The organism is Candidatus Thiothrix sulfatifontis, assembly GCA_022828425.1.
Taxonomy (GTDB): domain Bacteria; phylum Pseudomonadota; class Gammaproteobacteria; order Thiotrichales; family Thiotrichaceae; genus Thiothrix; species Thiothrix sulfatifontis.
Window position 1 is genome coordinate 2169315 of record CP094685.1, and the last position, 22646, is coordinate 2191960.

The following is a 22646-nucleotide window of genomic DNA, read 5'->3' on the forward strand; positions in this document are numbered from 1 at the left end:
CAGTCAGCAAGGCAGTGTTATTTGCACAACCAAACCGCCTTCCTCACGGTTTTTGGCAATAATGCTGCCTTGGTGTGCAGAAATGGCGCGATAAGCAATCGCTAAGCCCAAACCATATCCTTCATGGCTATTGTTGTTTGCCGGAGTGTTGCGGCGGTAAAACGGTTTAAAAATGCTGGTCAATTCCGTTTCAGACACGCCGTTGCCTTGATCTTCTACGCCAATTTGCAGGGCTTTGGGCAAAGCGTAGCCCGATACACGCAATAACACCGTCCCAGTCGGTGGTGTGTGTTGGATAGCATTGCGCAGCAAGTTTTCCAAGGCACGGTACAGTAATTCGGCATTGCCCGGAATCAGATAGCCCTCATCGGGTAAGTCGTGAATGAATTGTATGTGCCGTTGCAGTGCAAGTGCTTCAAATTCAACGGTTTCAATCAATGTTTGCAGCAGTAAGCGTATGTCCACAAAGCTATCCATGTCGGTGGATATACCCGCTTCTAAGCGAGCCAGTGTGAGTACTTCATTGACCAAACATTCCAACCGTTCGGCTTCTTGTTCAATTTGTTTAAGGCTTTTATTCAGGTAAGCAGGTTGCTGTCGTGCCAAAGCGATGCTCATATTCAGACGGGTGAGGGGCGAACGCAATTCATGCGAAATATCGTGCAAGAGCCGCTGTTGTGATGCCATCAGGTGTTGTTGGGTTTCCACTAAGCTTTGCAGTTGCGTCGTCATGTGATCAAAGCCTTTGCCCAAATCCGCTAATTCATCGCGCCGTGAACCAATGTCTTGTGCGACACGGCGGGTCAGGTCGCCTGCTGCAACTGTTTGAAAAGCCTTGTTCAAAAGCTTGACTGGATGAGAAAAATACCACGCCAATCCCCAGCTACTCAGAAAGCTGGCAGCGAAAATGCTGAATATGACCAGTACGTCTGCTGTGTGTTTTTTATTCATGCGCAAGCGGTGGGCGTTTGCAAATTCGGGAAATTGCCCCGACCAAGGGGCGAACAATAGATAGGTATTACCGTCATGATCCACTTCTCGCATCACCGGAAAGCTCAAGTTAAGCGGTGTTGCAGCGCGTAATCGTGCCACTACGGTTGGCGCAACCGTGCGCCCTAATAATTCCTGATTAGCATTGTCGAGTGCGTAGATTTGCATGTCAGCGGGAGCTTCCTGATCCTGTTCGCGTAACATCGCGGTAAGTGCGGCTGTTCCACCGTGCTGTAAAGTGAGCGCGGCTGCTTTTACGGCGACAATCGACATCGGATGTACGACGGTGGTTTCTTCCAAGGTGTGAAGTTGCCACTGTTGTACTAACAAGGGGATACCAACCACGCCAAACAGCAGTAGCAACGCCAACCAAAATGTCAGCAAAATTTTCCAAAAAAGGCGGTTCATGCGGGTAACAGTAGCAATTGATAACCTTGCGCTCGCACCGTGCGGATACTCAAACAGTCTCCGGCGATGTCATCCAGTTTCGTGCGTAAGCGTCCGATGTGCACGTCGATACTCCGGTCAAAAATGGTTAAGGAACGCTTCAGTGCATACAATGCCATTTCGTCTTTGCTGACAATGTAACCTACCTGCCGCACCAGAATTTCCAATAAACGGTATTCCGTATGCGTCAACGCGAGTGGCGTGGATTGCCAATAAGCGGTGGTTTGTTCAGCAAGCAGTTGCAAATGTCCCAAGGTCAAATGTTGGGTTAATGCCTGCCGTGTTTGAGTGCGGCGTAAAATCGCGCGGATACGGGCGACTAATTCCCGCGCATTGAACGGCTTGGCAAGGTAATCGTCTGCACCCATGTCCAGACCCTTGATACGATCGGCATCGTCATGTCTGGCGGTTAGCATTAACACGGGCACGGCATGATTTTGCCGTAATAGGGTTAGCACTTCGATGCCGTTTAAGCCCGGCATCATGTAATCCAGCACCAATAAGGCAGGTTCAAACTCCACCACCATACTGAGTGCCTCCGTGCCATTGGTGGCGATTAACACGCGAAAGCCTTCTTGTGTCAGAAAAGCCTGCAACATGTGCAGCAAACTCGTGTCATCGTCCACCAATAGCAGGGTATGCATAAACGTGCCAGTGCCTCGTGATCTTACTGTTTTAAGTGTAAATTCAGGAAGTTGATAACGGCGGTTTCCACGTAAACTTCTTTGAAATCCCCCGCACCGTGTGTCCCGTTGGCGATGGGCATGTAACTGCTTTTAGCTTCACCAAACTTAGTGCGAATCGCATTATGCAGACGTTCTGACTGCGCAGGCGCAATATTACAATCCATCAGACCATGAAACATATAAAACGGTGGTAATGGCGTGCTGCTAGGTAGCGCTGCCAGATAAGTCAAAGGACTGGCGGCATCCGCTTTGCTTTTATTTTCACTGACAGTTGCACCGATCAGCGCGGATTCAGGCGAATCTGCCGCGCCGTTTGCGCCGGTACAACGGGTGACGTTGGTTGCCAGCATATCCGCATCCATGTTGTAAAAGTCGATTGGCCCAAACCAATTTACCGCTGCTTGAATGCGCGTGGCAGGGTCATTGGCTAAGGCGATGCCCATCATGGATGCCAAGTGTCCACCTGCTGATGCACCCCATGCGCCAATTTTATCAGGATTCAAGCTATAAGTAGCCGCATTCGCTCGTAGATAAGTCACGATGCTTTTCATGTCATCCAATTGTGCAGGCCATTGCGCTTCGGTGCTCAAACGGTAATTGACGCTGACCACGGCATAACCCGCATTATTGAGGGCTGTCAGGGATTGTGGGTTTGCTTTGTCGCCGAATTTGAAGGCACCACCGTGAATCCAAATCACCGTTGGAAATGTTCCCGTGCCGGTGGCTGGTAAGTAAATATCCATCTTTTGACTGTTGGAAGTGGCGGCATAGGCAACATCTTTCCAGCTACGGGTCGATATTGCGGTGGTTGTGGTTGCCGTCGTTCCTGTGGTGGTATCCGTGGTGGTCGCTCCCGCTGTCGTCACCGTACTGCTCGAACTTCCTCCGCAGGAAGCCAAGAATACGCTGGTTAATGCGGCAGTAAGCACTACCTTAGTCCATGATGATAAAGGGATGTGGGTCATCACTATTTCCTCTTTGAATAAACAATGTTCAATAAAAACAGTGAACATTATTTGTTCCAGAGAGCTAGATCGGAAAGCATTGTTACATTTCTTTACATTCGCGTGCTTGTTCAGCCAACTTCCCCAATACGTGGCTGACAGCGACGAAGGCAAAACTCGCCGTCACCGTTGTCACCGAGCCAATTCCCCCAGCGCAACTCAAATCACACGCGCTTGCACCTTCTGCCCGCTCCGGCAAGGTCATCGCTTCTTCCGACCACACGGCAGGCACGTCAAAACGGCGTTTGGGGTTGCTGCTGAAACCGTAATGCTGGCGCAATTCCTTACGCACTTTCGATAGCAACGGGTCTTGCAAGGTTTTGGTCAAATCGGTCAGGCGGATTTTGGTCGGGTCTTTTTGCCCACCCGCGCCACCGGCGGTAATCAGACGGATTTTATTGCGGCGGCAATACGCAATCAGTGCCGCTTTGGTGCGGGCATTGTCGATGCAATCCAGCACGTAATCGAATTCGGGTTTGATGAGAGTCGCAAGGTTATCCTTGTCGATAAAATCTTCAACGAGATGTAATTGGCAGGCAGGATTAATGTCGAGGCAACGTTCCCGCAATACGGCAATCTTGGCACGTCCAATGGTGCTACCGAGTGCCGCCAATTGGCGATTTATATTGGATTCGGCAACGTTATCAAGGTCGATCAGCGTCAATGTGCCAATGCCACTCCGCGCCAAGGCTTCCACCGCCCACGAACCCACGCCACCCACGCCAATCACGCAAACATGCGCAACAGTGAAACGGTTAAACGCCGCCTCACCGTAAGTGCGGATGATGCCGCCAAACCGACGGCTAACATCCATTTCCATCATTATGCTGCGTAAGGATCGCGCAAAATAATCGTCTGGTCGCGGTCAGGCCCTGTCGAAATAATGTCGATAGGCGTTTCCACCGCTTCCGCCAAACGCGCCAGATACGCCTTGGCATTGACAGGCAGCGCGTCATAACTGGTCACGCCAAACGTCGATTCTGTCCAACCCGGCATGTCTTCGTAGACCGGCTCGCAACGCGCGAATTCGTCAGTGTCAACGGGGGGCACATCAATGATCTTGCCGTCCAACTGGTAAGCGGTGCAAATCCGTACTGTTTCCAACCCGTCTAACACGTCCAGCTTGGTAATGCACAGTCCGCTAATGGAGTTGATGTGCATGGCACGACGCAAAGACACCGCATCGTACCAACCACAACGGCGCGGACGACCTGTGGTCGAACCAAATTCATTGCCTTGCTTGGCAATGTAAGCACCCACGTCATCAAACAGTTCCGTCGGGAACGGCCCCGAACCCACCCGCGTGGTGTAGGCTTTGGTAATACCGAGGATGTAATCAAGGTTACGCGGACCAATACCTGAGCCCGTGCAAGCCCCGCCAGCGGTCGTGCTGGATGACGTCACAAACGGATAAGTGCCGTGGTCAATATCCAGCAACGTGCCTTGCGCCCCTTCCAGCATCACGTCTTTGCCCGCTTTGCGCAATTCAGCCAAACGGTTGGGTATGTCGGTAATCATCGGCTTGATGATTTCTGCCATTTGCATCGCTTCGGCGAGTACTGCATCGGCGTCTACGGGGGCGCACTTGAAGTAATGCGCCAAGATGAAATTGTGGTATTCCATAATGCCACGCAGTTTGATTTCAAACTGTTCCGGGTTGAGCAAATCGCTAACACGCAAACCTCTGCGTGAAATTTTATCTTCGTAAGCCGGGCCAATGCCGCGCCCCGTCGTGCCAATCGCTTCTTTGCCACGTGCGGTTTCACGCGCTGCATCCAAAGCAACGTGATAAGGCAGGATGAGTTGGCAACCTGCGGAGATTTTTAAACGTTCACGTGCCGGAACGCCTTGTGCTTCCAGCATTTCGATTTCTTTGAGCAGCGCATCGGGAGCGAGCACTACGCCGTTGCCGATCATGCACTCCACGCCTTCACGCAAGATGCCGGATGGCACCAAATGCAATACGGTTTTTTCACCGTTGATGACCAAGGTATGCCCAGCATTATGCCCGCCTTGAAACCGTACTACGGCGGAGGCATTTTCAGTCAGCAGATCCACAATCTTGCCTTTGCCTTCATCACCCCACTGCGTGCCCAATACAACGACGAATTTTCCCATGTTAGTCTCGCTCAAATATGCCAAATAGGTATTATTAAATATTAAACAGCGACAACGCTCCAGCGACCGTCTTGCTGAATGATGTGTTGGCTGCAACCCAGTGCTGCCGCGTCATGTGTTTGCCCGTCCAGCGCCCGGATAACCCGTTGCTGTTGACTGCGCAATGTCCGAATCAGTTCTTCCAGCGCCGCATCTTGTACCGCTGGGGCAAAAATGCCGTCATTACCCGTGCGCGGTTGTTGTGGCAAGGCAAACGTTGCCAAAGTGCGCAAATCGGTGCTGAAACCCGTAGCAGGGCGGGTGCGCCCAAAGGCTTCACCGATACCGTCATAACGCCCGCCGCGTGCGACTTCACGCCCCATTCCAGCGGTGTAAACGCCGTATACAATCCCAGTATGGTAGTCATAACCGCTCAATTCAGCCAGATCAATGTGAATTTCGCAGTCGGGGAAATGTGCCGCCACCCGCCGGGTTAAGGTGCGTAAGTAAGTCAATGCTGCGCGTATGTCGGGGTGAGCATCCGCAAATAAAACGGTGGCTTGCTCTAGCACTTCAACCGCCCCATTCAGACGTGGTAATTGCTGCAAGCAAATGCTGATCTCAGCGGGTAAGCTCGCTTGTGCGAGCCATGCGTCAATTTCAGGCAGGGATTTACGCACCAACATGTCGTAGAAATCGCTTTCCTGTTGCGCCGTAAAGCCCGCTTCGCGGGCGAGTGTGCGGAAAATACCGACATGACCAATATCCAGCAGCAAACCGGGAATATGGCAATGTTCGAGTGTTTCCAGCAGTAAAGAAATGACCTCGAAATCACTGTCTAGCCCCGCGTGACCAAACAATTCCGCACCAACTTGTAGTGGGGAACGTGAACTGTCGTGAAAACTGCGGGTACGCAACACGGTGCCGATGTAACACAGGCGATTCGGTTGTTCGGTTTGCAATTTGTGCGCATCAATTCGCGCGACTTGCGGGGTCATGTCGGCACGTACTCCCATCATTCGCCCGCTCAATTGATCGGTCAGTTTGAAAGTTTGCACGTCGAGGTGGGTGCCATGCCCGGTGCGCAGTGATTCCATGAATTCTACCAGTGGCGGCATAACCAAACGGTAGCCCCAAGTGGCATAAAGGTCGAGCAAGCGGCGGCGCAATTGTTCCAGCGCTTCGGCTTCGTCGGGCAAGGCTTCACTAATGCCATCGGGAAGCGCCCAATATTGGTGAGTGTTCAGCATGATTTGTCGCTAATCGGTCAAAAAAAGCAATAGGATACCAGCAATCACACCTATCAGACCAATGGTTCGTAAGGTTTTGTCAGGCAATTCGAGCAATTCACGGTAGGCTTGTTTGAGGCGAGAGGGGCTTAAGAATGGCATAAGCCCCTCAAAAATTAACAGGAGGGCAATCGCAGTGAGCAAGTCGTTCCAGTTAAACGTCACCGCTTACGGCAGGGATTGTTGCTTGAAATAACGGAAGAACTCAGAGTTGGGTTCTAGCACCATCACATCGCCATTCTTACCGATGGTATTGCGATAAGCGCTCAAGCTACGGTAAAAGGAGTAAAATTCAGCATCTTGCTGATAAGCCTGTGCATAAATTTCAGCGGCTTTGGCATCACCTTCACCACGAATTTTTTCCGCTTCCTTGTAAGCTTCCGCCATAACAATGGTGGATTCACGGTTAGCATTTGCTTCGATTTTCGCGCCTTCTTCTTGACCCCGTGAGCGGAAATCTTGAGCCACGCGTTCCCGGTCAGAACGCATCCGGTTGTACACCGAATCACTCACCGTATCGGGGAAGTCGATGCGGCTGACGCGCACGTCAATGATTTCCACTCCTAGTTGCTTAGCGACATCTTTGGACTTGCTTTCAACGCCTTGAAGAATGCTGCCGCGTTCACCTGAAAGTGCTTCTTGAATGGTGCGGCGACTGAACTCATTGCGCAAACCGTCTTTCATGAGCTGTTCCAGACGGTTTTCCGCATCGGGAATGCGCCCGCCGCCGGTTGAGCGGTAGAATGCTGAAACATCTTCAATCCGCCATTTCAGGAAGAAATCCACCGTGACGTACTTTTTCTCGCCCGTGAGAAATTGTTCAGGGCGGGAAGTGAGCGTTTGCACCGTTGCCGGGAATTTGCTGACCGTCGTGATGAATGGCATACGGAAATGCAGACCCGGTTTAATATCAGCATTCACAATTTCACGAAATTTGAACAAGATGGCTCTTTCCCGCTGATCCACGGTATACACTGATGAATATATCAGCAGAACAATGGCGCCCGCGACGACCGCGAGTATATTTTTAATATCCATTAGCGGCTCTCCCTTACACCTGTTTCCCGACCTGTGCGTGCAGTGTCGGCACTGTTGACCGTCGCATTCGTTGGCGTTTGTGCCGGGTTTGATTTGTCTGTTGCATTTTGCATGGCAGCGGCGGCAGCTTGAACTGCATTGCTATCGGCAGCAGGGCTGGTTTGCGCGTTCAGTTGATCCAGCGGCAAATACAACAAGTTGTTGCTGTTAGAGTCAATCACGATTTTACGGGTACCTGCCATAACAGTTTCCAACGTTTCCAGATACAAACGCTCGCGGGTAACTTGCGGTGCTTTGCGGTATTCCGTTAGCAATTGCGTGAAGCGCGACGCGTCACCTTGAGCGCGGCTGACCGTTTCCTGACGGAAAGCTTCGGCTTCGGCTTTCAGGCGTGCGGCTTTACCACGCGCTTCAGGGATCACTTTATTTGCGTAAGTTTCGGCTTCGTTTTGGTACCGATTGGCATCTTCACGGGCTTTGTTGGCTTCATCAAATGCGGCTTTTACTTGCGGCGGGGCTTCCGCATACGTCAAGTTGACGGTGATAATTTGCAGACCTGATTTGTAATTATCCAATACCTGTTGCATTTGGTTTTGAATATCACTGGCAATTTGCGCACGGCCTTCTTTGAGGATGAAGTCCATGTCATTGCGCCCGATTACTTCACGCGCCACGCCCCGCATCACTTGATAAAGCGTCCCTTGGGTTTGATCCGCCAAGAAATCCGGGTTGAGGATATTGAAGGCATAATCTTCAGGATTACGCACTTTATATTGCGCTGCAACCGCCACCTCGACGATGTTCTCGTCTTTGGTCAACATGGTGTTGCGATCTTGTGCGCTCCGGTTTTGCTCGGTATCGACGACTTCGACGGTTTCGATGGGGTAGGGGAAACGCCAATGCAAACCTGCATCCGTTGTGGCTTGATAGGCTCCAAAGCGCAATACCAAGCCTTGTTGACGCGCATCAATGGTGTAAAAGCCAGACAGTAACCAGCCAATCACGAACAATGCCAGCAGCAAAATAATGCCTTTGCCAGTGTTTTGATTGGGGTTGTCACCATTGCCACCGGCGCCACCGAATAGCTTGCCTAATTTTTCATTCAATTTGCGAATCAACTCTTCAGGGTCGTTGCTGCCTGAGCCACGTTTTTTTCCTGACCAAGGATCTTGTTGATTCCCACCCGGTTCATTCCAGGGCATAGTTGAAACTCCTAAATGTTTTACTGTTTGCTAGTGTCTAAGTTACAGAATAATTTCAATGCAAAGCATAACAGATTAACTTGTGCAGTTCGCAACTCACCCTGAAAAAATGGTGTTGAAATCCCGATAACTAGCTATAATATTAATCACTATAGTGTTGAGTGTCATTACAATTGGGATATTATGATGTCTGACGTTTTCCATCGCCTCAATTTGGAATACCTCGCATCCCTGCAAGGGTTGCAACCATCAGCCCTGAGTGACCTGTTAGAAACAGGCATACGCGGCAATTTACAGCGAGCGGGTGAGAGTGATGCGGTGATGCCGAGCTTGCGCCATCAAGTGGAATGGATGGCGGCGCTTATTGCTCAGCAAGGTGCATGGCTACAGCAAGATAAGGAACGCCAGCGCAAGCAATTGCTCAGCAATAGCCAAGGCAACTTCATCTTATACCGTGCGGGCATGAGTGTGGATTTTGCGGGGAAAAAGCTCTCAGAAGCTTTGCTGGTTCCCGCTCATGATGCCCCGCAACGGGTAGGATTAGCGGTGCAAATGCTCAAAGATGGGTTGCAGGTCAACCCACACAATTACCGCGCCCATTTTGAACTGGGTTGGGCGTACTTGTTTATGCTGAAGCAATTGCCGGAAGCCACGTTTCATCTGGAAACAGCGGCGCAACAGGCGCAAGCCGCTTCCGACCCTTTGTTTGCGCGGTTTGCACAGCGGCATTTGGCTGATGCTTGGTATGGGCGGCAAGCGTTTGGTAAAGCTGCCGACATTGCCTTGAGTATTTTGCCTGAGGCGGCTCCCGATGATCTGGAGGTGCGTTATGAATTGTCGCGTTATTTGAGTGCCGCTGGTGACATCCCCTCAGCAGCACAACATTTGGCACAAGTGGTCGGGCGTTCCGCGATTCACTACGTACAGGCGCAAGCTGAACCCGATTTTGCTGGGCAGGGTGACATTCAGACGGTGTTGGAAGATTTGCGCAGTATCCGCGTCCAACGCATTCAACATTACGTTCATGCCAATTGGAAACAGGATGCACTGGCAACGTTGCCTTTGCCCGATCAGATTGATTCGGGTGAGCTGTTTAACCAAGTGGTGGATCAGCATGAGCGGGTAATGACCCATTTGCCTTATGCCACCTTGAGTCAGCGCGAGAAACAAATTGGGGATCGGATTTTGGACGCCTCCAGACAGCGTATTATCCGTGAAGTGCGCTTGCGTTCGCGTCACTACGAACAAGTGGCTGAAAAAGAACGCCAGCGTTGGTCATGGGTCAATCAGACGGGCGGCGCTTTGGTGCATTTATCCACCATTTTGCTGTTGGCTTCCCTTATGTTTTACCTGCTACGCTTTGCGCTGGATCTCTTGGGAGTGGGTAATTTGTTGAATGCCGACACTTTGGTCGGCAATATTCTGGGAAGTATGCTGTTGCTGGGCATCACTGGGGTAACGCTGCTTCAATTTGTGCCGTGGGGCATGAAAAAACTGTTGCTGAAGCAGCTTGAACTCGACAACACCGTCAGTGTTTTAAAGTCTTCTTCCTGAACAACACCAGCGCGGGAAACAGCAGGGCTAACCAACCGCCTTCCAATACGCCCGCCCCGCCCGGATAGCTGGCGCGTGGGTCATTCAGTGCTGCAACAGGTGCTTGTGCATACGGCGGCGGCGCAAATTGCTGAATCCAAGTGGCATAACTGGCAACACGGGTGTAAATGCCGTATTTCCCCGGCATCGCGCAACCTTCCCCTTGGCTGACAATGCCGACCTGACGGTAAACCCCGTTTTGTTGCACCATCAGGGGGCCGCCGCTGTCGCCTACGCAAGCATCGCGCCCGCCTTGTGGGTAGCCTGCGCACAACATGCTGGATTGAATTTTGCCACCGTAAGAGGTCGGGGCATTGCAGATTTCATTGGGAACGATTGGAACCGTGACTTGCTGCATTTGCGTGGGATAATTGCCGGGATAGCCGTTATTGGCCTTGGCAGCGCGTGCGCCCCAACCAACCACGGTTGCGGCAGTGCCGGGCGGCGGATTATCGGCGTAAATGGGCATGGTTGCGCCTTCTAAGGGGGCTGCCAGCATCAACAGCGCTAGGTCATTCGCGCCATTGCTCATGTTATAATTGGGGTGAACCACAATTCGCTGGATTTGCATGTGCCGCCCATTCGGAGAATCTAACCCGGTTGCCCCTGAAAAAGCCACCAAGTCGGGCGTGCCGTATTCATAATACAAGCCTTCCGCTTCGCCCCTGATACAATGCGCGGCAGTCAATACCCACAGGGGATGAATCAGATTACCACCGCAGAGTATTTGCCCATCGCGGGTGGTTTTGATGGCAACGACCGAAGGCCAAGCGTTTTGCCCAACTGGATTCCCGCCGACAATGCGCATGGTCAATTCGTTAGCGTTGAGTGTTTGCAGCGGCATGAGTGCCAGAAGTAGCAGCCCTAATAATTTGTACATTATAAATCCCCTGTGACGTTATCATTTTGCCCACTGATTACGACCACGGGATTTTAAAAAATACTGCATAAGGATGAAAAAATTTATGAGTTTTATTTTAGTAACCGGCAATGCCACGCTGGATATTGTCAATGTGGTTGAGCATTACCCACAAGAAGACGAGGAAATGCGTGCGGTGCAGCAGTGGCGCGAGACTGGCGGCAATGCGGCGAATGTGACGCAAGTGTTGGCGGCTCACCTGCACCGCTGTGATTTTTGCGGATTAATTGCGCAAGACAATGACGGCGATCACATTTTTAGCGCATTGGGCGAAAAATCCATTGGTTTGGAATACGCGGTGCGGCAAGCGGGTAAATCCCCCGTGTCTTACATCACCCTGAATCAGCAAAATGGCAGTCGCACGATTGTGCATCACCGCGATTTGGTGGAATTGACGGCAGCGGATTTTTGCCGAATCCCGGTTTCACATTATGATTGGTTGCACTTTGAAGGGCGTAACGTGGCTGAGCTCGCTGCGATGCTGGCTTATGCTCATGACAATATTTTCGACCAGCCGGTATCGCTGGAAATCGAAAAAGTGCGGGATGGCTTGGAAGATTTGATTCCGCAGGTTGATCTGGTGATGTTTCCGCGTGCGTATGCGCAGGCGCACGGGTTTCAGGATGCGGAAAGTTTTTTGCGTGATCGGCAAGCCAAACACGGCAAAGTGTGGATGACGTGCACGTGGGGAGCGGAAGGTGCGTGGGCAATTGATCAGCTTGGAATGGTCTTTCATGCGCCAGCGTTGGCGGTTGAGGTGGTGGATACGTTGGGGGCGGGCGATGTGTTTAACGCTTGCCTGATTCATGCGTTGGCAACGGGGCAATTGCTGGAAGAGGCGCTGCGTTATGCGGTGAAGATGGCAGGGCGGAAAGTGCAACAGCAAGGATTGAGTGGATTTCTAACGAAATGAATGGTGCCCGGAGCCGGACTCGAACCGGCACGCTGTTACCAGCGAGAGATTTTAAGTCTCTTGTGTCTACCGATTTCACCATCCGGGCAGGAAGAACTTAGGTAGGGCGCCAATACTACCTAACTCTATCGATTGCTGCCAGTATTTTGTTAGCATTTTGTTGTTTCCAGCGCCATAACTGTCAGCCTGCTATAATGCGTTATATTATTGGAACGCTAAAAGGAATCAGCCGCACCATGCAGTATTTAAAAACCGTGTTGTTTACTATGGGAATGTTCTCAGGTGCAATCGTGCAAGCCGATTGTACCCCGCCGGATTTTAAGCGTTGGATGATAGATTTCCAGCAAGAAGCCACAGCCGCCGGTTTGCCCGCAGACGTACTAAAGAACCTCAAACCTGATTCCACTGTGATTAAGCGTGACCGTTCGCAGCAAGTGTTCGCTCAAGATTTCCTCACCTTTGCCACCAAGAAGGTCAGCGCGAACCGTTTGGGGTTGGGGCGCACGCATCTAAAAAAACACGCGGCTTTGCTGAAGCGCATCGAGCGGGAATACGGCGTACCGGCTGAAATTTTGGTGGCGCTGTGGGGTTTGGAAACCGATTTTGGAGCAGTCACGGGCGATTTTTCCACGCTACGTTCGCTGGTGACGCTGGCACACGATTGCCGCCGCCCCGATATGTTTCGTGCTGAATTGCTCAGTGCATTGCAATTGGTGCAAAAAGGTGATTTGACCCCCGCAAAAATGCGTGGTGCTTGGGCAGGGGAGGTAGGGCAACTGCAATTCATGGCATCCAGTTATGACCGCTATGCGGTGGATTTTGATGGCGATAAGCACCGTGATTTGATTCATTCCAGTGCCGATGCCTTGGCGTCTGCGGCGAATTTGCTCAAAGTTAATGGCTGGCAAGCGGGTGAACCTTGGCTCCAAGAGGTGAAAGTTCCCACCGAGATGGATTGGTCGCTGGCGCGTTTGAATAACCGTTTGCCGCTGGAAGATTGGGCGGTGCAAGGTGTCCAAGATGCCGATGGCAGCCCGTTAAGTGGCACTGGTGCGGCGGCTTTGTTGCTGCCGATGGGTAGACATGGCCCCGCATTCCTTGCCTTTCCGAATTTCGAGGTATTTCTGCAATGGAATGAATCAACGGTGTATGCCACGACTGCGGGCTATTTTGCCACGCGGTTGGCAGGTGCGCCGGTGCTGCGCCAAGGCAATGCGCCCGTTAATGTGTTATCAGTCGCGCAAACCCAACAGTTGCAAGCGAAATTGCAAGCACAGGGACAGGCTATTTCCAAAGTCGATGGCATTATCGGTGAGGAAACCCGCGAAGCTGTGCGTCAGGTGCAACAAAAATTAGGGTTGCCGGTGGATGGCTACCCGGATACTGAATTGCTGGCACGTCTGTAATGCAGTAACATTACCCACCGCAAAATAGGTATACAGGTACGGCAACGGGTAACGCTTGCCGAGTTTATGGATAACATGCAATACGGTTAGTTTCAGTGGATATACAACTTTCACAGCGCGTTGGGCGCGTCAAACCTTCGCCTACACTTGCCATCACCGCATTGGCAGCGCAGCTTAAAGCATCAGGCCGCGATATTATCGGTTTGGGAGCTGGCGAACCCGATTTTGATACGCCTGAGCACATTAAGCAGGCGGGGATCGAAGCCATTCAAACCGGCCAAACCCGCTATACAGCGGTAGACGGTACACCTGCTTTGAAACAGGCGATTATCCGTAAATTCAAACGCGATAACGGCTTGGATTTCACCCCAAAACAGATTTTGGTGTCGTGCGGCGGCAAACAGAGTTTTTATAACCTTTGCCAAGCGCTGCTGAATGCGGGGGATGAGGTGATTATTCCCGCGCCCTATTGGGTATCGTACCCCGATATGGTGTTATTAGCCGATGGCGTGCCGATCATTGTTGTGGCTGATCAAACAGAAAACTTCAAGCTATCCGCCGCCAAATTAGAAGCGGCGATTACCCAGAAAACGCGCTTATTTGTGATCAATAGCCCTTCAAACCCGACCGGGGTGGCGTATACGGGTGAAGAATTGGCAGCACTCGGTGAGGTATTGCGGCGTCACCCTCATGTCTTGATTGCGACTGACGACATGTACGAGCATGTGCTGTTTGAAGGCAGAAAGTTCGTCAATATTCTGAATGTTTGCCCGGATTTGTACGACCGTACCATTGTGTTAAATGGGGTTTCCAAAGCTTACTCGATGACAGGCTGGCGGATTGGTTATGCAGGCGGCCCGGAAAAACTGATTGAGGCCATGACGATCATCCAGTCACAAAGCACCTCGAATCCTACCTCGATTTCGCAATACGCGGCGGTGGTGGCCTTGGATGGCGATCAGGGTTTTATTCAAACCATGGTCAGCGCGTTTGAACAGCGCCATGCGTTTGTGCTGAAAGCGTTTAATGCCATGGATGGGGTGGATTGTTTGCCAGCCGATGGCACGTTCTACAGTTTTCCGAACGTAGCAGGCATGATCCAGCGTTTGGGGCTGGAAAACGACACCGCTCTCGCCAGCTATTTGTTGGATAAAACCGGCGTGGCGGTAGTGCCGGGTTCGGCGTTCGGCCTAGACGGGCATATCCGCATTTCGTTTGCGACCAGCATGGCGAATCTGGAGAATGCCTTGGGGCGCATCGCTTCCGTTTAATTTGCCAAGCAATTGGCAGCTAATAGTGGCTAATGAAGGGCGGGAAGTTCTCGCCCTTTCTATTTGCCTGACACGGGGTATTGATTTTCTAAATGCGTCATGACCAAATCCTGCAAGATGATAAATTCGTCATTTTGCAATAAATCTTTGTAGAGTTTGTTGCCCAATAATGTGCGCAATTTTTCGTACAAGTAGGGTAATTCAAAAGCTGTGTGTGCGGTGTTGTGCGTCATCGTGGTGTTTTTCAAGCGTGCCTCAGCGGGTAGTGCTGTCAGTGACATTGCGATGAATAACGCGCCTAACACAACAACTTTGCGGTGTTGACTCAACATAATAAGCCCCTCTATTGGTGTTCCAACCAAATCAGCGATTCCAATAAAAATTATTATTGCGCTGATTAGTCACATTGTGATGTGAGCAGGTTCACATTCATAGAGGAAACTTTGCTTTTTATCAATAAACTTATGAATCTAGTGATCAATCGCGGTAGCGGCGCACCAAGTCGGCATACGCATCAATCCGCCGGTCACGCAGGTAAGGCCACCAGCGTCTGACTTGCTCGGTGCGGTCTAAATCCAGGGTGACGACCAGTTCGGCAGGGGTGGCGGTATCGGCTTGTGCCAGCAATTCGCCTTGCCAGCCGACAATCATGCTCGACCCCCAAAATTGACTGCCTGCGGTTTGCCCGCTGGGGTCGCCTTCAAAGCCAATGCGATTGGCGCTTAATACCGGGATATTGTTGGCAACGGCGTGCGAGCGTTGAATCGTAATCCACGCTTCGCGCTGCCGTGCTTGCTCTTCTGGCGTATCTTGCGGGTTCCAGCCAATCGCAGTGGGGTAGAGCAGCAATTCTGCGCCAGCGAGTGCCATCAGCCGTGCGGCTTCGGGATACCACTGATCCCAACAGACCAACACGCCTAACGTTGCCAAGCGGGTTTTGATCGGGGTGAAACCCAGATCGCCGGGGGTAAAGTAGAATTTTTCGTAATAGCCGGGGTCATCGGGGATGTGCATTTTGCGGTACTTCCCCGCAATGCTGCCATCGGTATCCAGCACCACGGCAGTATTGTGATACAAGCCCGTGGCGCGTTTTTCAAACAAGGAACACACGATCACAATACCCAATTCGGCAGCGAGTGTACCCAAGGTGGCGGTGCTAGGGCCGGGGATGGTTTCGGCAAGATCAAAATAATCGGTGTCTTCGACTTGGCAGAAATACAGCCCGGTATGCAATTCCTGCAACATCACCAACTGTGCGCCTTGCGCAGCAGCGCGGCGAATTCCGGCGATGCTCTGTTCCAGATTGGCGGTGTAATCCGCCGTATTGCTGTGTTGCACCACGGCGACGCTTAATTGACGACTCATACGCTAACGACCTCTTGCGGAATTTGCATGGTGATACAGTGGAGACTGCCGTTTTGGGCAATCAACGCGCGGCAATCAATCGGGATAATTTCATGCTGCGGGAAGGCGGCTCGCATTTGTTCGATGGCGACCGGATCAAAACATTCATCGGCATACACGGGCAACAATACCGCGCCATTAATGATCAGAAAGTTGACGTAACTGGCGGGCAAACGCCGCCCCTCTTCACAAATCGCTGCTGGCATGGGGATCGGGAACAGCCGGTACGGTTCGCCATTGGCTTGGCGCAAGGCTTGCAATTCCGCTTGCATCGCTTGCAACGCGGGGTAATGCGAATCGGCTGAATCGCTGCAACTCATGTACACGATACTCTCAGCGTCAGCAAAGCGTGCCAGCGTGTCGATGTGCGCATCGGTATCATCGCCTTCCAAATGCCCGTGTGCCAGCCATAAAATGCGGGTAACACCGAGTGCTTGGCGCAATTCGGCTTCGATTGCGGTTCTATCCAATGTTGGGTTGCGGTTGGGGTTGAGCAGGCAAATTTCGGTGGTCAGCAACGTGCCTTGCCCATCCGTTTCGAGGCTGCCGCCTTCCATCACCAGCGTGTGCGCTTCCAAGGCATTGTGTTGCAGCAAGGGGAGCGCGGCGAGTTGTCGATTAACCGCATTGTCTTGCGCCGCGCCGAATTTGCCGCCCCAAGCATTGAAGGTGAAATCCAGCAATAAGGGTTTGCCATCGCGCATCACGGTGATGAATCCGAAGTCCCGTGCCCACGTATCGTTGTAAGGAACTTGCACGAAATGTACCCGTTCTGGTCGGTAGGTTTGCGTGCTTAATACGGTGGCAATGTGTGCCTGATGCGGTGCATCGTGACAGAGCAATAGCACGTTTTCGCGGTGGCTGATGGCACTGACGATTTCGGCGTAACAGGTTTCAGCAGCCTCCAGATTGTCTGCCCAGTCGGTGTTGGGGTGCGGCCATGCCAGTAAAACGCCCCATTGGGGATGCCATTCGGCGAGAAAGTCACGGTGTTGCATCAAGTTGGGTCACATCATTAATCAATAAAACGGCGATTATACAAAGCTGTTTTGCGCAGGGCGACTGTTGTTTTCCCCCTATTTGCTTGTAGCTATTTAAGCAAAGTGCAACAAAGGTGGGACAATACTTGTATTTACCACTGTTAAGAGAGCAAATAATCATGATTAAGCAAATTTTTGGCTTGGCAATTAGCCTGTTTGCCGCCAGTAGCGCAATGGCCGCACCCGTTGCCGGGCCTGCTACTGACAATGGTTGCCCCGCAGCACTGAATTTCACCTTGCGTGAATTGGGTTCGGATAAAGAAATCAATTTATGCGAAACCTATAAGGGCAAAGTTGTCATTATGGTGAACACCGCCAGCAAATGCGGTTTTACCCCGCAATTTGAAGGGCTGGAAAAGCTGTACAGCGATTACAAAGATCGCGGTTTGGTGGTGTTGGGCTTCCCTTCCAACGATTTTGCGCAACAAGACCCCGGTACGGAAAAAGAGATTAAGGATTTTTGCGAACAAACGTATTCAGTGAAGTTTCCGATGTTTGCGAAAACCCAAGTGACCAAAGATAACGCCTCTCCGATTTACAAAACCGTGGGTGAGATGGCGGGTGAATACCCTGCTTGGAATTTCCATAAGTATGTGCTGAATACTAAAGGCGAGTTAATCGGCAGTTTTTCCAGCTTTGTAACCCCACAAAGTGATAAACTGGTGAAATTAATTGAAGCGAACTTGCCTTAATGCAGCATGAAGACAAAATCAAAATTGGGATTAGCGCTTGCTTGTTGGGTCAGCAAGTGCGTTTTGATGGCGGGCACAAGCATGACGGCTATATTACCGGCACGCTTGGCTTGTATTTTGATTTTGTGCCGCTCTGCCCAGAAGTGGGTATCGGTTTGGGTGTGCCGCGCCCAACCCTGCATTTGGTGCGCAACGACGGTTCGTTGCGTGCCGTCAATGTAAAAGACCCAACGATTGATCATACAGAGGCGTTATCCCGTTATTTTGAACAATCGCTACCGCAGTTAACCGGCATCCACGGCTACATCCTCAAGAAAAATTCGCCCAGTTGCGGCATGGAACGGGTGAAAGTTTACACGATGGTGAAGCAGAATCTGCCGCCAGATCGCGATGGCGTTGGTATTTTTGCGCAGGCATTACGCGCAAAATTTCCCTTCCTACCTGTTGAGGAGGAAGGACGTTTGTGCGATCCGGTGCTGCGCGAAAATTTCATTGGGCGGATTTTTGTGTATCACCGCTGGCAGCAATTGTTGGCGGCAGGCTTAACGCCGGGCGATTTGGTTGATTTTCACGCTGATCACAAATACGTGCTGATGGCGCACGATCAAGACAGTGCGCGTGAATTAGGGCAAATGGTCGCCCAAGTTGGGGTTGTAGACGATTTGCCCGCATTGGCAGCCGACTATTTCCGCTTACTCATGACAACGTTGGCAAAACGGGTAACACGCGGGCAACACGCCAATGTGTTGATGCATTTGATGGGCTATTTGAAAGGCTGCATTGACGCGGCAGATCGGCAGGAAATGCTGGATACCATCCACCAATACAGGCACGGTTATGTGCCGTTAGTGGTGCCGATTACATTATTGAAACACCATTTCCGGCGACACCCGCAGCCTTACATTGAACGCCAACATTACCTGAATCCACACCCTAAAGAGCTGATGCTTAGGAACCAGTTGTAAGCATCTCTTTTGCTAACGCCCGGGTCGCGGGTGTGATTTCCATTCCGCCAATCATGCGTGCCACTTCTTCCACGCGTTGTGCCTTGGTCAGATTCATAATGCCAGTGCTGGTGTATTCTGCCCCTTTGATCTTGGTTACTTTGTAATGCTGGTGTGCTTGCGAGGCGACTTGCGGTAAATGCGTGACGCACAAGACTTGGCGATTCGTGCCGAGGTTGCGCAGTTGTTTGCCGACCACTTCGGCAATGCCGCCGCCAATGCCGGTATCCACTTCGTCAAAAATCAAGGCAGGCAGGGTAACTTTTTGCGCGGCAATCATTTGAATCGCGAGACTAATGCGCGAGAGTTCGCCGCCGGATGCGACTTTCATCAACGGTTTCAGCGGTTGACCGGGGTTGGCGCTGACGGTGAAGTCAATGCTATCCATGCCCGTTGCCTGAAAAGCATTGGCGGCATCGTGAACCACTTGAATCGCAAATTTGCCACCCTGCATTCCCAGTTGTTGCATGGCTTGCGAAACCCCGGCGGAAAGTTGTTGCGCAGCTTGCTGCCGCGCTTGGCTCAGCAGACTGGCTTGTTCGCGGTAAGTCTCAGTCGCCGCTTGTAATTGTTGTTCGAGCGCATCGAGGTCGTAATCGCCGCCGCCAAGTTGCGCCAATTCTTGCTGGATATGCGCTAAACGTGCGGGGAGTTCGGGCGGTTCGGTGCGGTATTTGCGGGCAAGGCTGCGAATGTCGGCAATGCGATTTTCGACCGCTTGCAGGCGTTCTGGGTCGAGATCAAGGCTTTCGGCGTAATCGCGCAATTGCGCAGCGGCTTCTTGCAGTTGAATTTGGGCACTGGTGAGTAATTCTAGCGATGGCTCTAAGTGCGCATCGACCCGCACTTGTTGGGTGAGATCATGAATCAGGCGACCTAAAGCGGAACAGAGTGAAGGTTCGTCATCGTAGAGTTGCGCGTAGCCTTGCGCGGCAGTGGCACGGAGTTGAGCGGCATTGGCGAGGCGGTTGAGTTCTTCGTCAAGTTCGTCGGCTTCGTTGGGTTGCAAGGCGAGGGCTTCGAGTTCTCGCGATTGGAAACGCAATAAGTCAATACGTTCTTGGTGCTGCTGGTTTTGACTGCTTAACAAGGTGACGCGTTCGTGCAATTTTTTCCATGCTGACCATGCGCGGCGGGTGTTGTCCAGCAACGTATCGTTGTCGGCGAAAGCATCCAGCATCTGGCGTTGCGCGTCCTTTTTCATCAGCGACTGGTGTTCGTGCTGACCGTGGATGTCGACCAATTGTTCACCGAGTTCGCGCAATTGGGTGAGGTTGGCGGGGGAGCCGTTGATCCAGGCGCGTGATTTGCCTTGCGCAGAAATGACGCGGCGGAGGATGCAGGTGTCATCCGCGCCTTCCATGCCTTGCGCTTCCAGCCACACGCGAGCGGAAGGGGTTTGGGTAATGTCGACGCTCAGGGTGATTTCGGCTTTGTCTGCACCGTGGCGTACCGTGCTGCTGTCGGCTTTATCGCCAAGCACCAAGCCGATGGCATCGAGCAGGATGGATTTGCCCGCGCCGGTTTCGCCGGTCAAGGCCGTCATGCCGGAATGCAGTTCGAGTTCCAGTGTGTCGATAATCGCAAAATCGCGGATGTGGATGTGTGTCAGCATGGCTTACGGTTGCACTCCCCAATGCAGTTTTTCACGCAAAATATGGTAATAATCGTAGCTTTGCGGGTGTAACAAACGTACTTTTTCTGGGCGGGTATGAATGCGCAAGGCATCGCCGGATTCTAGCTCAATATTGTTGTGCCCATCGAAAGAGACGCGGGCGGGAATATCGCGGTCTTCGCACAATTGAATGTCGATCACGCTTTGATTGCTGATGACCAAGGGGCGGTCACTCAGGGTATGGGGGCAAATCGGCACCAGTGCCAAGGCTTGTAGGGCCGGGTGCAAAATGGGGCCGCCACTGGAAAGTGCGTAGGCGGTTGAGCCGGTTGGCGTGGTAATAATAATGCCATCGGCGCGTTGGGTGTTTACAAAGTGTCCGTCAATGCGGGTGGTGAATTCGATCATGCGCACTTCATTGCGCACATGCAGCACCACGTCGTTGAGTGCTTCGCCGCTGCCGATGATTTCCTCTTCACGGATAACGTCGGCGTGGAGCACGAAACGGGCTTCTTCTTGGTATTGCCCCGCTAACATTTGTTCCAATTGGGTGAGCATTTCATCAGGTGAAATATCCACCAGAAAACCGACGCGCCCCAAGTTGATGCCAATCAGCGGCACTTGGTGATCGGCGACTAAACGCCCAGTGGAGAGCAATGTGCCGTCGCCGCCGACGACAATGGCAAGATCAATTTGCCGCGCCAGCAGGTCGGAGGGCATGGTGGGCAAGCCTAAAATAATGCCTGCGTCACGGTCGCAATGGACGTGATAACCGCGTTCCAACAGGAATTCGTGCAACTGAAACAGCGTCTTATCGACGCGGGTATCGTTGGGTTTGGTAAACAGACCGATGTGAGAAAACGGGTTCATAACCGATGCTTGTGTGAGTAAAGTGGTAAGGCTGGCAAAGCTGGGAATAAAATGCAAGTTAAACAGGCTTGTATCTGTGATGCTTTGCCCCTATAAATGATGGCATGACAATACGCCAGCACCCAGAACTGAACGAACGCGCCCGCCACATCCTCAAAGTGTTGGTGGAAAGCTATATCCAAGACGGACAGCCCGTTGGTTCGCGCAACCTTGCCCGCAGCAGCGGCTTGGATTTAAGCGCCGCCACCATCCGCAATGTGATGGCGGATTTGGAGGATATGGGTTACATCCGTGCGCCGCACACCTCGGCAGGGCGCATTCCCACCTCGCAGGGCTACCGCCTCTTTGTGGATGCCTTGGTCAATATCAAGCCGCTCGAACAACACGCCATGCACATTCTGCAAGGGCAGTTGAAAGCGGAACGTGACCCCGCCGCCTTAATCCAATCCGCCTCCAGCTTGCTCTCCGGCATTACTCAACTGACCGGCGTGGTGAGTTTGCCGCGCCGCAATCCGTCGTCCATCCGCCAGATTGAATTTCTGAGCTTATCGAGTCGGCAAGTCCTCGCCATTCTGGTGATGAATCGTAACGAAGTGCAAAACCGCATTATCCAGCTCGACGCAGATGTGAGTTCCTCTGAATTGCAACAAGCCGCCAATTTCCTCAACGAACGTTTGATTGGCAAAGATTTGCAGCAAGCCCGCGCCGCCTTGCTGGAAGAGATGCGCGAACACCGCGAAGACATGAATCGCATGATGCTTTCCGCGATTGAGCTGGGCGAAAAAACGGTCGCGGATTTGGGTGATAAGCCACAAGATGAAGATTGCGTGATTGCGGGCGAAACCAACTTGATGGGTTACGACGATTTGTCCGATATTACCAAATTGCGCGAATTGTTTGCCGCCTTCACCCGCAAGCGCGATATTCTGGGCTTGCTGGATAAATGCTTGCAGGCGGATGGCGTGAAAATCTTCATCGGGCGCGAATCCGGTCAAGCGGTGTTCGACGAATGCAGTCTGGTGACAGCGCCCTATGAAGTCGATGGCGAGCAATTGGGCGTACTCGGCGTGATTGGCCCCAAACGCATTCCGTATGAACGGGTGATTCCTGTTGTTGATATTACCGCGAAATTACTGAGTCTGGCGTTGAAATCGCGCCATTGAGCC

General features: G+C 52.0%; 22 protein-coding genes and 1 tRNA gene. 7 read left to right on the forward strand and 16 right to left on the reverse strand.

Annotation, left to right across the window (positions count from 1 at the left end):
• Window positions 1-3: 3 nt before the first annotated feature.
• The 9 genes from L3K52_11115 to hflK all read right to left on the reverse strand — a co-directional run bounded on the left by L3K52_11115 (window position 4) and on the right by hflK (window position 8753).
• Window positions 4-1398 (reverse strand): ATP-binding protein, encoded by a 1395-nt coding sequence (locus tag L3K52_11115; protein UOG90749.1) that lies wholly within the window; start codon window positions 1396-1398, stop codon window positions 4-6.
• Window positions 1395-2081 (reverse strand): response regulator transcription factor, encoded by a 687-nt coding sequence (locus L3K52_11120; GenBank protein UOG90750.1) that lies wholly within the window; start codon window positions 2079-2081, stop codon window positions 1395-1397. The genes L3K52_11115 and L3K52_11120 overlap by 4 nt, the downstream gene beginning before the upstream one ends.
• 23 nt (window positions 2082-2104) lie before the next feature.
• Window positions 2105-3088, reverse strand: a complete 984-nt coding sequence (locus L3K52_11125; protein ID UOG90751.1) for an alpha/beta hydrolase — start codon at window positions 3086-3088, stop codon at window positions 2105-2107.
• An 82-nt stretch (window positions 3089-3170) separates the two neighbouring features.
• On the reverse strand, window positions 3171-3950 hold the full coding sequence (gene tcdA / locus L3K52_11130; protein ID UOG90752.1) for a tRNA cyclic N6-threonylcarbamoyladenosine(37) synthase TcdA: 780 nt from the start codon (window positions 3948-3950) through the stop codon (window positions 3171-3173).
• Window positions 3950-5245 (reverse strand): adenylosuccinate synthase, encoded by a 1296-nt coding sequence (locus L3K52_11135; protein UOG90753.1) that lies wholly within the window; start codon window positions 5243-5245, stop codon window positions 3950-3952. The genes tcdA and L3K52_11135 overlap by 1 nt, the downstream gene beginning before the upstream one ends.
• A 41-nt stretch (window positions 5246-5286) precedes the next feature.
• Window positions 5287-6474, reverse strand: a complete 1188-nt coding sequence (locus L3K52_11140; GenBank protein ID UOG90754.1) for an ATP phosphoribosyltransferase regulatory subunit — start codon at window positions 6472-6474, stop codon at window positions 5287-5289.
• Between the two features lie 9 nt (window positions 6475-6483).
• The gene (locus L3K52_11145; protein ID UOG90755.1) at window positions 6484-6615 is read right to left on the reverse strand and encodes a DUF2065 domain-containing protein; all 132 of its coding nucleotides are present in this window, start codon (window positions 6613-6615) and stop codon (window positions 6484-6486) included.
• Between the two features lie 66 nt (window positions 6616-6681).
• Window positions 6682-7551 (reverse strand): protease modulator HflC, encoded by an 870-nt coding sequence (gene hflC, locus L3K52_11150; GenBank protein ID UOG90756.1) that lies wholly within the window; start codon window positions 7549-7551, stop codon window positions 6682-6684.
• Window positions 7551-8753 carry an FtsH protease activity modulator HflK gene (gene hflK, locus L3K52_11155; protein UOG90757.1) on the reverse strand — a complete coding sequence of 401 codons (1203 nt, stop codon included), beginning with the start codon at window positions 8751-8753 and terminating at the stop codon, window positions 7551-7553. The genes hflC and hflK overlap by 1 nt, the downstream gene beginning before the upstream one ends.
• Window positions 8754-8939: 186 nt before the next feature.
• Between hflK and L3K52_11160 the strand changes: the two genes are divergently transcribed.
• A complete protein-coding gene (locus tag L3K52_11160) occupies window positions 8940-10307 on the forward strand; it encodes a hypothetical protein (protein ID UOG90758.1) in 1368 nt (455 codons plus the stop codon).
• On the opposite strand, the gene L3K52_11165 is transcribed toward L3K52_11160, so the two are convergent.
• Window positions 10282-11226 carry a serine protease gene (locus L3K52_11165; GenBank protein UOG90759.1) on the reverse strand — a complete coding sequence of 315 codons (945 nt, stop codon included), beginning with the start codon at window positions 11224-11226 and terminating at the stop codon, window positions 10282-10284. The two genes, L3K52_11160 and L3K52_11165, sit on opposite strands and share 26 nt — an antisense overlap.
• An 85-nt stretch (window positions 11227-11311) precedes the next feature.
• Here L3K52_11165 and L3K52_11170 point away from each other — a divergent pair, with 85 nt between their 5' ends.
• Window positions 11312-12178, forward strand: coding sequence for a PfkB family carbohydrate kinase (locus tag L3K52_11170; GenBank protein UOG90760.1), 867 nt, complete (start codon window positions 11312-11314; stop codon window positions 12176-12178).
• Window position 12179: 1 nt separating this feature from the next.
• Here L3K52_11170 and L3K52_11175 read toward each other — a convergent pair.
• A tRNA-Leu gene (locus tag L3K52_11175) sits at window positions 12180-12266 on the reverse strand.
• Between the two features lie 148 nt (window positions 12267-12414).
• Here L3K52_11175 and L3K52_11180 point away from each other — a divergent pair.
• Window positions 12415-13584: a lytic murein transglycosylase gene (locus L3K52_11180; protein ID UOG90761.1), complete on the forward strand. Its 1170-nt coding sequence runs from the start codon at window positions 12415-12417 to the stop codon at window positions 13582-13584.
• Window positions 13585-13679: 95 nt separating this feature from the next.
• Window positions 13680-14855: a pyridoxal phosphate-dependent aminotransferase gene (locus L3K52_11185; GenBank protein ID UOG90762.1), complete on the forward strand. Its 1176-nt coding sequence runs from the start codon at window positions 13680-13682 to the stop codon at window positions 14853-14855.
• 59 nt (window positions 14856-14914) lie between these two features.
• Here the strand turns inward: L3K52_11185 and L3K52_11190 are convergent, their stop codons facing one another.
• The 3 genes from L3K52_11190 to L3K52_11200 form a co-directional block, all read right to left on the reverse strand.
• Window positions 14915-15187 (reverse strand): hypothetical protein, encoded by a 273-nt coding sequence (locus L3K52_11190; GenBank protein ID UOG90763.1) that lies wholly within the window; start codon window positions 15185-15187, stop codon window positions 14915-14917.
• A 145-nt stretch (window positions 15188-15332) separates the two neighbouring features.
• On the reverse strand, window positions 15333-16220 hold the full coding sequence (locus L3K52_11195) for a carbon-nitrogen hydrolase (GenBank protein UOG90764.1): 888 nt from the start codon (window positions 16218-16220) through the stop codon (window positions 15333-15335).
• The gene (locus L3K52_11200; protein UOG90765.1) at window positions 16217-17257 is read right to left on the reverse strand and encodes an agmatine deiminase family protein; all 1041 of its coding nucleotides are present in this window, start codon (window positions 17255-17257) and stop codon (window positions 16217-16219) included. The genes L3K52_11195 and L3K52_11200 overlap by 4 nt, the downstream gene beginning before the upstream one ends.
• Before the next feature lie 161 nt (window positions 17258-17418).
• On the opposite strand from L3K52_11200, the gene L3K52_11205 reads away from it, so the two are divergent.
• Both L3K52_11205 and L3K52_11210 read left to right on the forward strand, forming a co-directional pair.
• Entirely contained in the window at window positions 17419-17991 is a 573-nt protein-coding gene (locus L3K52_11205) for a redoxin domain-containing protein (protein ID UOG90766.1), read from the forward strand.
• Window positions 17991-18956 (forward strand): DUF523 and DUF1722 domain-containing protein, encoded by a 966-nt coding sequence (locus tag L3K52_11210; protein UOG90767.1) that lies wholly within the window; start codon window positions 17991-17993, stop codon window positions 18954-18956. The genes L3K52_11205 and L3K52_11210 overlap by 1 nt, the downstream gene beginning before the upstream one ends.
• On the opposite strand, the gene recN is transcribed toward L3K52_11210, so the two are convergent.
• Window positions 18940-20610: a DNA repair protein RecN gene (gene recN, locus L3K52_11215; protein UOG90768.1), complete on the reverse strand. Its 1671-nt coding sequence runs from the start codon at window positions 20608-20610 to the stop codon at window positions 18940-18942. The genes L3K52_11210 and recN overlap by 17 nt on opposite strands.
• 3 nt (window positions 20611-20613) lie before the next feature.
• Entirely contained in the window at window positions 20614-21480 is an 867-nt protein-coding gene (locus L3K52_11220) for an NAD(+) kinase (protein ID UOG90769.1), read from the reverse strand.
• 104 nt (window positions 21481-21584) lie between these two features.
• Here L3K52_11220 and hrcA point away from each other — a divergent pair, with 104 nt between their 5' ends.
• On the forward strand, window positions 21585-22643 hold the full coding sequence (hrcA, locus tag L3K52_11225) for a heat-inducible transcriptional repressor HrcA (GenBank protein UOG90770.1): 1059 nt from the start codon (window positions 21585-21587) through the stop codon (window positions 22641-22643).
• The last annotated feature ends 3 nt before the right edge of the window (window positions 22644-22646 follow it).

Excerpts from the sequence above, each read along its gene's own strand:
- L3K52_11115 (UOG90749.1), bottom strand. The coding sequence starts at position 1,398 with ATGAACCGCCTTTTTTGGAAAATTTTGCTGACATTTTGGTTGGCGTTG.
- L3K52_11120 (UOG90750.1), bottom strand. The coding sequence starts at position 2,081 with ATGCATACCCTGCTATTGGTGGACGATGACACGAGTTTGCTGCACATG.
- L3K52_11125 (UOG90751.1), bottom strand. The coding sequence starts at position 3,088 with ATGACCCACATCCCTTTATCATCATGGACTAAGGTAGTGCTTACTGCC.
- tcdA (UOG90752.1), bottom strand. The coding sequence starts at position 3,950 with ATGATGGAAATGGATGTTAGCCGTCGGTTTGGCGGCATCATCCGCACT.
- L3K52_11135 (UOG90753.1), bottom strand. The coding sequence starts at position 5,245 with ATGGGAAAATTCGTCGTTGTATTGGGCACGCAGTGGGGTGATGAAGGC.
- L3K52_11140 (UOG90754.1), bottom strand. The coding sequence starts at position 6,474 with ATGCTGAACACTCACCAATATTGGGCGCTTCCCGATGGCATTAGTGAA.
- L3K52_11145 (UOG90755.1), bottom strand. The coding sequence starts at position 6,615 with ATGCCATTCTTAAGCCCCTCTCGCCTCAAACAAGCCTACCGTGAATTG.
- hflC (UOG90756.1), bottom strand. The coding sequence starts at position 7,551 with ATGGATATTAAAAATATACTCGCGGTCGTCGCGGGCGCCATTGTTCTG.
- hflK (UOG90757.1), bottom strand. The coding sequence starts at position 8,753 with ATGCCCTGGAATGAACCGGGTGGGAATCAACAAGATCCTTGGTCAGGA.
- L3K52_11160 (UOG90758.1), top strand. The coding sequence starts at position 8,940 with ATGTCTGACGTTTTCCATCGCCTCAATTTGGAATACCTCGCATCCCTG.
- L3K52_11165 (UOG90759.1), bottom strand. The coding sequence starts at position 11,226 with ATGTACAAATTATTAGGGCTGCTACTTCTGGCACTCATGCCGCTGCAA.
- L3K52_11170 (UOG90760.1), top strand. The coding sequence starts at position 11,312 with ATGAGTTTTATTTTAGTAACCGGCAATGCCACGCTGGATATTGTCAAT.
- L3K52_11180 (UOG90761.1), top strand. The coding sequence starts at position 12,415 with ATGCAGTATTTAAAAACCGTGTTGTTTACTATGGGAATGTTCTCAGGT.
- L3K52_11190 (UOG90763.1), bottom strand. The coding sequence starts at position 15,187 with ATGTTGAGTCAACACCGCAAAGTTGTTGTGTTAGGCGCGTTATTCATC.
- L3K52_11195 (UOG90764.1), bottom strand. The coding sequence starts at position 16,220 with ATGAGTCGTCAATTAAGCGTCGCCGTGGTGCAACACAGCAATACGGCG.
- L3K52_11200 (UOG90765.1), bottom strand. The coding sequence starts at position 17,257 with ATGCAACACCGTGACTTTCTCGCCGAATGGCATCCCCAATGGGGCGTT.
- L3K52_11205 (UOG90766.1), top strand. The coding sequence starts at position 17,419 with ATGATTAAGCAAATTTTTGGCTTGGCAATTAGCCTGTTTGCCGCCAGT.
- L3K52_11210 (UOG90767.1), top strand. The coding sequence starts at position 17,991 with ATGCAGCATGAAGACAAAATCAAAATTGGGATTAGCGCTTGCTTGTTG.
- recN (UOG90768.1), bottom strand. The coding sequence starts at position 20,610 with ATGCTGACACACATCCACATCCGCGATTTTGCGATTATCGACACACTG.
- L3K52_11220 (UOG90769.1), bottom strand. The coding sequence starts at position 21,480 with ATGAACCCGTTTTCTCACATCGGTCTGTTTACCAAACCCAACGATACC.
- hrcA (UOG90770.1), top strand. The coding sequence starts at position 21,585 with ATGACAATACGCCAGCACCCAGAACTGAACGAACGCGCCCGCCACATC.